Origin of the sequence: Mesorhizobium sp. M8A.F.Ca.ET.021.01.1.1, assembly GCF_003998025.1 — a bacterium.
Taxonomy (GTDB): Bacteria; Pseudomonadota; Alphaproteobacteria; order Rhizobiales; family Rhizobiaceae; genus Mesorhizobium.
This window is the reverse complement of the sequence record NZ_RZSJ01000348.1, coordinates 1-6,337: the sequence shown is the minus strand read 5'-3', so window position 1 is coordinate 6,337 and position 6,337 is coordinate 1. Positions and strand designations below refer to the sequence as shown.

The 6,337-nt window shown below is 62.3% G+C and carries 6 protein-coding genes; 4 read left to right on the top strand and 2 right to left on the bottom strand.

What is annotated here, in order from left to right:
• From EOA36_RS23365 to EOA36_RS23355, 3 genes are all read left to right on the top strand, one after another.
• A partial coding sequence (locus EOA36_RS23365; RefSeq protein WP_145969268.1) for a thermonuclease family protein occupies positions 1–651 on the top strand: 651 nt, incomplete at its 5' end.
• Between the two features lie 145 nt (positions 652–796).
• Entirely contained in the window at positions 797–1,552 is a 756-nt protein-coding gene (locus tag EOA36_RS23360; protein ID WP_127279607.1) for a GGDEF domain-containing protein, read from the top strand.
• Between the two features lie 134 nt (positions 1,553–1,686).
• Positions 1,687–2,559 carry a phytanoyl-CoA dioxygenase family protein gene (locus tag EOA36_RS23355; protein WP_189343688.1) on the top strand — a complete coding sequence of 291 codons (873 nt, stop codon included), beginning with the start codon at positions 1,687–1,689 and terminating at the stop codon, positions 2,557–2,559.
• Positions 2,560–2,648: 89 nt separating this feature from the next.
• Here the strand turns inward: EOA36_RS23355 and EOA36_RS23350 are convergent, their stop codons facing one another.
• Positions 2,649–3,548, bottom strand: a complete 900-nt coding sequence (locus EOA36_RS23350; RefSeq protein ID WP_127279606.1) for a LysR family transcriptional regulator — start codon at positions 3,546–3,548, stop codon at positions 2,649–2,651.
• Positions 3,549–3,673: 125 nt separating this feature from the next.
• Here EOA36_RS23350 and EOA36_RS23345 point away from each other — a divergent pair, with 125 nt between their 5' ends.
• Positions 3,674–5,311 (top strand): ABC transporter substrate-binding protein, encoded by a 1,638-nt coding sequence (locus tag EOA36_RS23345; protein ID WP_127279605.1) that lies wholly within the window; start codon positions 3,674–3,676, stop codon positions 5,309–5,311.
• A 453-nt stretch (positions 5,312–5,764) separates the two neighbouring features.
• Here EOA36_RS23345 and EOA36_RS23340 read toward each other — a convergent pair.
• A partial coding sequence (locus EOA36_RS23340; protein ID WP_145969267.1) for an AAA family ATPase occupies positions 5,765–6,337 on the bottom strand: 573 nt, incomplete at its 5' end.

The following is a 6,337-nucleotide window of genomic DNA, read 5'->3' as shown; positions in this document are numbered from 1 at the left end:
GTCGCAAGCCTCGAGCTTCTCGTCGGCATCCTGCTGCTGGTCAAGGCAGCGACCCTGTTCCCTGTCGAGCGGACCGTCACCGACCCGGCCCCGGACGTCAGCGACGACGTCGCGCAGCACCCGGTTCGATCGATCGTCAATTCAGCCCGCAAGATTGCCGAAGATCTCATCGCACCGCCGCAGGTCGTGGGGTCAGAAGTGGAGCGGGTGGAACCTCGCTTGCCCCTTGGCGACCTCGGCCTCGCGTCACAACCCAAGCCATCGATGCCCAGGGATTGGCGGGAAACACCGCTGTATCATCCGGTGGCCACGTCCTCGGCTGGTTTCGACTCCATGGGGCGGAAACTGTTCATCAGCGGAACCCAGAGCGTCGAAGCCGACAGGATCTGCCTGTTTCACGAGAGTGCCTGGCCTTGTGGACAGCGGGCGCGTGCGGCTTTCAACAACTGGATGCGCGGGCGGGCGCTGAATTGTTTCGTGCCTCCGTCGGTCGACCGCTTCCCTGTCGCGGCGACATGCAGGCTGGGCAAACAGGATGTCGGAGCCTGGCTCGTGTCGAATGGCTGGGCGTTGGCCTTGCCGGGCGGTATCTATGGCAAGGCCGAAGCAACAGCCAGGACGGCGGAGATGGGAATCTTCGGCTCCCCATAGGCGGCAGCAACCGGAGTCGCCGCAAAGGCCGGCATCGCCTCCAGAAAGCTGAGCGATCTATCCCGACGCCTCAAATTGTATTGTTCTTTGAAACCGAAATCCTAACTTGCCGGTCTTATGCTTGGCGATCCAACGGAGATCGATCATGTCCAACGCAGCAGCTGATGTCCCGGCCCATCACGAATGGAGGAGCGTCGGCTGGTTGGCTTTCCTTGGAACCATCGGCAGCCTTTGCGTCTCCCTGAGCCTGAACTATCTGCTGTTGTTCAGCGAGACGCTGACGCCTTTCGGGCGCGGCATGATCACCGCAACGCTTTTGCCTTTGGTGATCTGCCTGCCGCTTTTTGTGTTCATAGGCCGGAACCTGGCAGAGATCCGTCGCTACCGGCGGGAACTCAACAAAGCCGCTACCTTCGATACGCTGACCGGTTGCCTGAACGGCAGGGTCTTCACGTCGCTGATCGAGAGACGGGCAATCAGGCCGTCCGTTCCAGGCGAGCGATCGGGCGCCTTCCTGGTCATTCATCCTGAGCATCTGAACGCCATCAACTTGCGCTTCGGCCTGAGCTGGGGCGACGAAGCCTTGCGTCTCATAGCCTCAACCATCCGGTCTTGCGTGCGCTCGCAAGACGTCATCGGCCGCATAGGCGCGTCGATGTTCGGCGTGTTCCTTCCCGGAACGAGCGAGGCCGAAGCCAGGATGGTTGGCGAGCGTATCCGCGCCAGTGTCTCGCGGGTCTATTTTTCCCCTCAGGGCGCCGTGGAGATCCTGGCCGTGACCGTCGGAGGCGTGGTTTTCGAGGAGGACCTCGACTTCGAGGATATGTTCCGGCCGGCGGAACAGAGCTTGTCGGGCAAAGGCGGTTTTGAGTTGTCGCGTATTCAACGCGCTTCAGCCTGACGTCCTCCAAGACCGGTTCAGTTTGCCGCGACTTTTGCGATTATCGGGAAAGTCGATGCCAAAATCCGTGGCTTATCGCCCGCGATCCCTTCGCTACGATCCTTGGAGATCATCAGACAGGGATAGCCAAGGACATGCTGACGGACAAGCAGGCACGCGAGGCGGTGGAGCAGTACCGCGAGGAGGGATACGCGGTCGTTCGACAATTCGTCGACGGCGACGAGATGGTCCGGCTGAAGAAGGAAACGGATGCCGTCTACGCCGAAGGGCTCAAGCATCACGCTACTTTCCGGGACGGCAATCTCAACTTCCAGATCCTGCCCGAGTCGGATTTCGGCCAACGCTACGTGCTGCAGGCCTACTGGTTTTCCTGGATCAATTCCTATTTCGAGCAATTCCGGCGCAATCCCAATTACCTGAAACTGCTCGAAGGCTTGATCGGGCGTGACATCAAGCAAATCGCCCAGCAGCTGCATTGGAAGCCACCCGGGGCCAATGTCACTGGTTATCGCTTCCATCAGGATCTGCGATTCCGCAACCAGGCCGCCTTCGACAATGTCGCCGATGCGACAGTGACGACGGGCCTCGCCGTCGACCGAGCGACGCTCGACAATGGCTGCCTTCAGGTCGTGCCTGGCAGTCACAAGCTCGGCTATCTCGGCCTGTCCGACGAAGGCAAGGGCGAGTTGATGAAGGGGCTGACCGCCGAGGAAGAATTGCGCAAGGTCGGCATCGACCCGGCGACGATCGTTCCATTGGTCCTGGAGCCTGGCGACCTCGCCATGTGGGGGCTGCTTACCGTGCATGGCTCCTCGCCCAACCTGTCGCAGCACGACCGGGCCTTTGCCCTGTCCAGCTATGTGCGGGCCGACTCGACCCAACGCGGCGAGTGGGCGTTCAAGGATGGTGCCTCGGTGGCGCTCGGCAAGACGCCGGCGCTCTGCAAATACGAGAAGCTCTTCGAGGAGCCGGGACCGATGTACGACACCACCGCCTGGTGGAAATGACACCGCCGAGTTTGCCGTTGGGGGCAAGGGTGGCCTGGCGTTCGCGCCGGGCCTTTGCTGGCGCCGACTGGCGATGCCCCTGCCGCGCCTCAGGCGGTAAAATCCGCCGACAGCTCACGGATCAGGAAATCGACGAAGGCGCGGACCTTGGCGGCGATATAGGTCCGGTGTGGGTAGAGGGCATAGATTGGGCTGGAATCCGGGCGAAACTCGTCGAGCCGTACCTCCAGCCGTCCATCGCGGATTGCCGCATCGACCAGGAGGCTCGGCAGGTTGCCGATGCCGAAGCCGGCGATCGTCATCTGATAGGCGGCCTCGACGCTGTTGGTCGAGATGCGCCCGCCGATCGGTGCGTCAAACGGCCCGTCAGGCCCTATGAAGGGCCACGTGCCGAGCCGCTTGGCGAAATTGCTCAAGACGCAGGAATGGCTTGCCAGTTGGTCCGGATGGGTCGGTCGGCCGTTTCTGTCCCAATAATCCGGCGTGGCGCAGACATAGTTGCGGACTTCGCCCAGGCGCCGCGCAATCAGAGCGGAATCGGCCTGGCCGCCGAAACGGATGGCAACATCATAACCCTCCTCGACGATGCCGACGACGTAGCGCGCTGTCAGATCGAATTCGATGGTAGTCAGCGGGTTCTCCTCGAGGAATTTCGGCACCAGCTTGGTGATGCGCGTGTGGCCAAGGACATTGGAGCAGGAAACCCGGATCAGGCCGCGCGTCTCCTTGTGCAGGCCGCGCGTCGAATCCTGCAGTTCCGAAATCTCGTCCAGCAGGCTGCGGGCCCGCGGTGCATAGTCGCGCCCGGCTTCGGTGACGCTGAGGCGCCGGGTCGTGCGGTTGATGAGACGCACGCCAAGATCCTCTTCCAGCTCCTTGATCGTCCGGCTGACCGCCGTCGTCGACATGTTGAGATCGCGCGCCGCCGCCGAGAGGCTGCCCAGCAGGCAGACCCGGTCGAAGACCCGCATGGCCGTCAGAAGATTCATCCTGTTTCCCCCTCGCCGCATCGGCTCGGCCGCTCGCGGTTTCCAACAAAAGACCGTGCCCAGCGCTGTTGCGGCAAGGGCATTCCACCCGATTTGGACGTAAAATCAACAATGGGAGAAACGATATGACATCCAAGCCTCTTCATCCCGCGATCGACGCCTTTGCGCGGGGTGCCAAAAACGGCGCGCTCAGCCGCCGCGAATTCCTGGCGCTGGCCAGCGCCTTCGGCGCCAGCACGGCGGTCGCCTACGGGCTCATCGGCCAGCCGGTTCCGGCCCTGGCCGACGACGCGGCCCAACCCAGAAAGGGCGGAATCGTCCGCGTCGCCATGCAGGTGATGGAGATGGAGGATCCGCGCAGTTTCAAGGTTTCGCAGATGGGCAACATCGCCATGCAGTTTCTCGAGCCGCTGGTGCGCTGGAAGCCGGATTTCACCTTCGAGGCGGTGCTGCTGCAGGGCTGGGAAATCAATACGGATGCCACGGAATATGTGCTCAAGGTACGCCCTGGCGTGAAATGGTCGAATGGCGACGATTTCACCGCCGAGGACGTTGCCTTCAACGTCACGCGCTGGTGCGAGAAGGGGGCCGCCGGCAATTCGATGGCCGGCCGCATGACGTCGCTTATCGATCCCGAAACCAAGGCCGCGCGCGCCGGCGCCATCACGGTTCGTGACGACCACACCGTGGTGCTGAAACTGTCGCAACCCGACATCACCATAATTCCGGCGCTGACTGACTACCCGGCGCTGATCGTGCATCGCACGTTCAATCCGAAACAAGCAGCCCTGTCCGCCAACCCGATCTCCACGGGCCCCTTTGAACTCAAGAAGCTCAATGTCGGTGTCGCGGCCTCCGTGCGCAGGCGGCCTGACGGCTCCTGGTGGGGCGGCGAGGTGTTCCTGGATGGTATCGACTGGATCGACTACGGCACCGACTCGGCCGCCACCGTCTCCGCCTTCGAATCCGGCGAGATCGATCTGAACGGCCAGACTCAATCCTATGACGTCGTCATGCTCGACGGGCTGGGCCTGAAGAAGAGCGAGATCGTCACCGCCGCCACGATCGTCTCGCGCTGCAACGTCAACGCCAAGCCTTATGACGACAAGCGCGTGCGCAATGCCATCCAGCTTGCGGTCGACAACGAGGCGGTGCTGCAACTGGGCGCCAACGGCATGGGCATCGTGGCGCAGAACGATCACGTCGGCCCGATGCATCCCGAACATGCCGAACTGCCGCCGATCAAGCGGGATCCGGCCCGGGCGAAAGCATTGCTCGCGGAAGCCGGCCAGCTCGATTTCGAGTTCGACCTGATCTCGGTCGAAGCCGACTACCGCAAGGAAAGTTCCGACGTGGTTGCCCAGCAGATGCGCGACGCCGGCTTCAAGGTGAAGCGTACCGTCATCCCGGAATCGGCGTTCTGGAACGACTGGACGAAATATCCTTTCGCCACGACCAACTGGAATGCCCGCCCGCTCGGCATCCAGACCTATGCTCTCGCCTATCAGAGCGGCTCGGCATGGAACGAGACGGGCTTCGCCGATGCCGCGTTCGATGCCAAGGTTCACAAGGCCAACGCCATCGCCGATCCGGACCAGCGTCGGGCGGTGATGAAGGAATTGCAGGTGATGTTGCAGGAGTCCGGCATCATCGTTCAGCCTTACTGGCGAAAGCTGTTCTGCCATATGAAACCCGCCTTGATGGGCTATCAGATGCATCAGGCCTACGAGCAGGATTTCACCAAGGCCTGGCTCGCCGCCTGATTGCTCATCCGACGGGGCGGTGCATTCCACGGTGCCGCCCTGCCGTTTTTTCACTGCGTGCTTCGCCTCGTGGCGACACTGTCGAGGACCGACGAGGCGCAGTTCAGGTTTCGCTTCGGACACGTCGCACAGATGCGCCCCCACGTGCCTTGCCCCGGCATGTCCGCGCGTATCCGTGGCCGCGTCGCCAGGTCCGCCGGATCGTCAGGCATACGAAGAATCCCGGTGTCTGGGTCTGTCATCGTCAAGCCGCTCCAATTGATGGCGAGAGCTTATCCTTGCCGAAATGAAGCGAAACCGGCTTTGACGGACAACAACCTTCCCTAAAAACGGGAAAATTCGCCTCGCGCACCAGCGGCAGCAGCGCGAGGGCTCGGCGCAACGGGGCGTCGCGACAAAGGAGGTCCGGATGACGGCTGAATAGAGTTCCTACGGGCCGCGGCGCTGTCAGCGTCAGCTTGCTTCGCGCATCGCCTCCGCGGCCTGCAAGTCGACGGAGACCAACTGGCTGACGCCCTGCTCGGCCATGGTCACGCCAAACAGCCGGTCCATGCGCGCCATGGTGATGGGATTGTGGGTGATGATGACGAACCGTGTCTCGGTGGTCTTGGCCATCTCGTCCATGAGATTGCAGAAGCGCTCGACATTGTGATCGTCGAGCGGCGCGTCGACTTCGTCGAGCACGCAGATCGGCGCCGGATTGGTCAGGAACACCGCAAAGATCAGCGACATCGCCGTCAGCGCCTGCTCGCCGCCCGACAGCAGCGTCATGGTCTGCGGCTTCTTGCCGGGCGGGCGGGCAAGAATCTCCAGTCCCGCCTCCAGCGGATCCTCGGATTCGATCAGTTGCAATTCGGCCGTGCCGCCACCGAACAGGTGCGAGAACAACCGCTGGAAATGGCTGTTGACCACATCGAAGGCGGCCAGCAGCCGCTCGCGGCCTTCACGGTTGAGGCTCTGGATTGCTTGCCTGAGCTTGCGGATCGCTTCGATGATGTCCTCGCGCTCAGACACGATGGTCTCCAG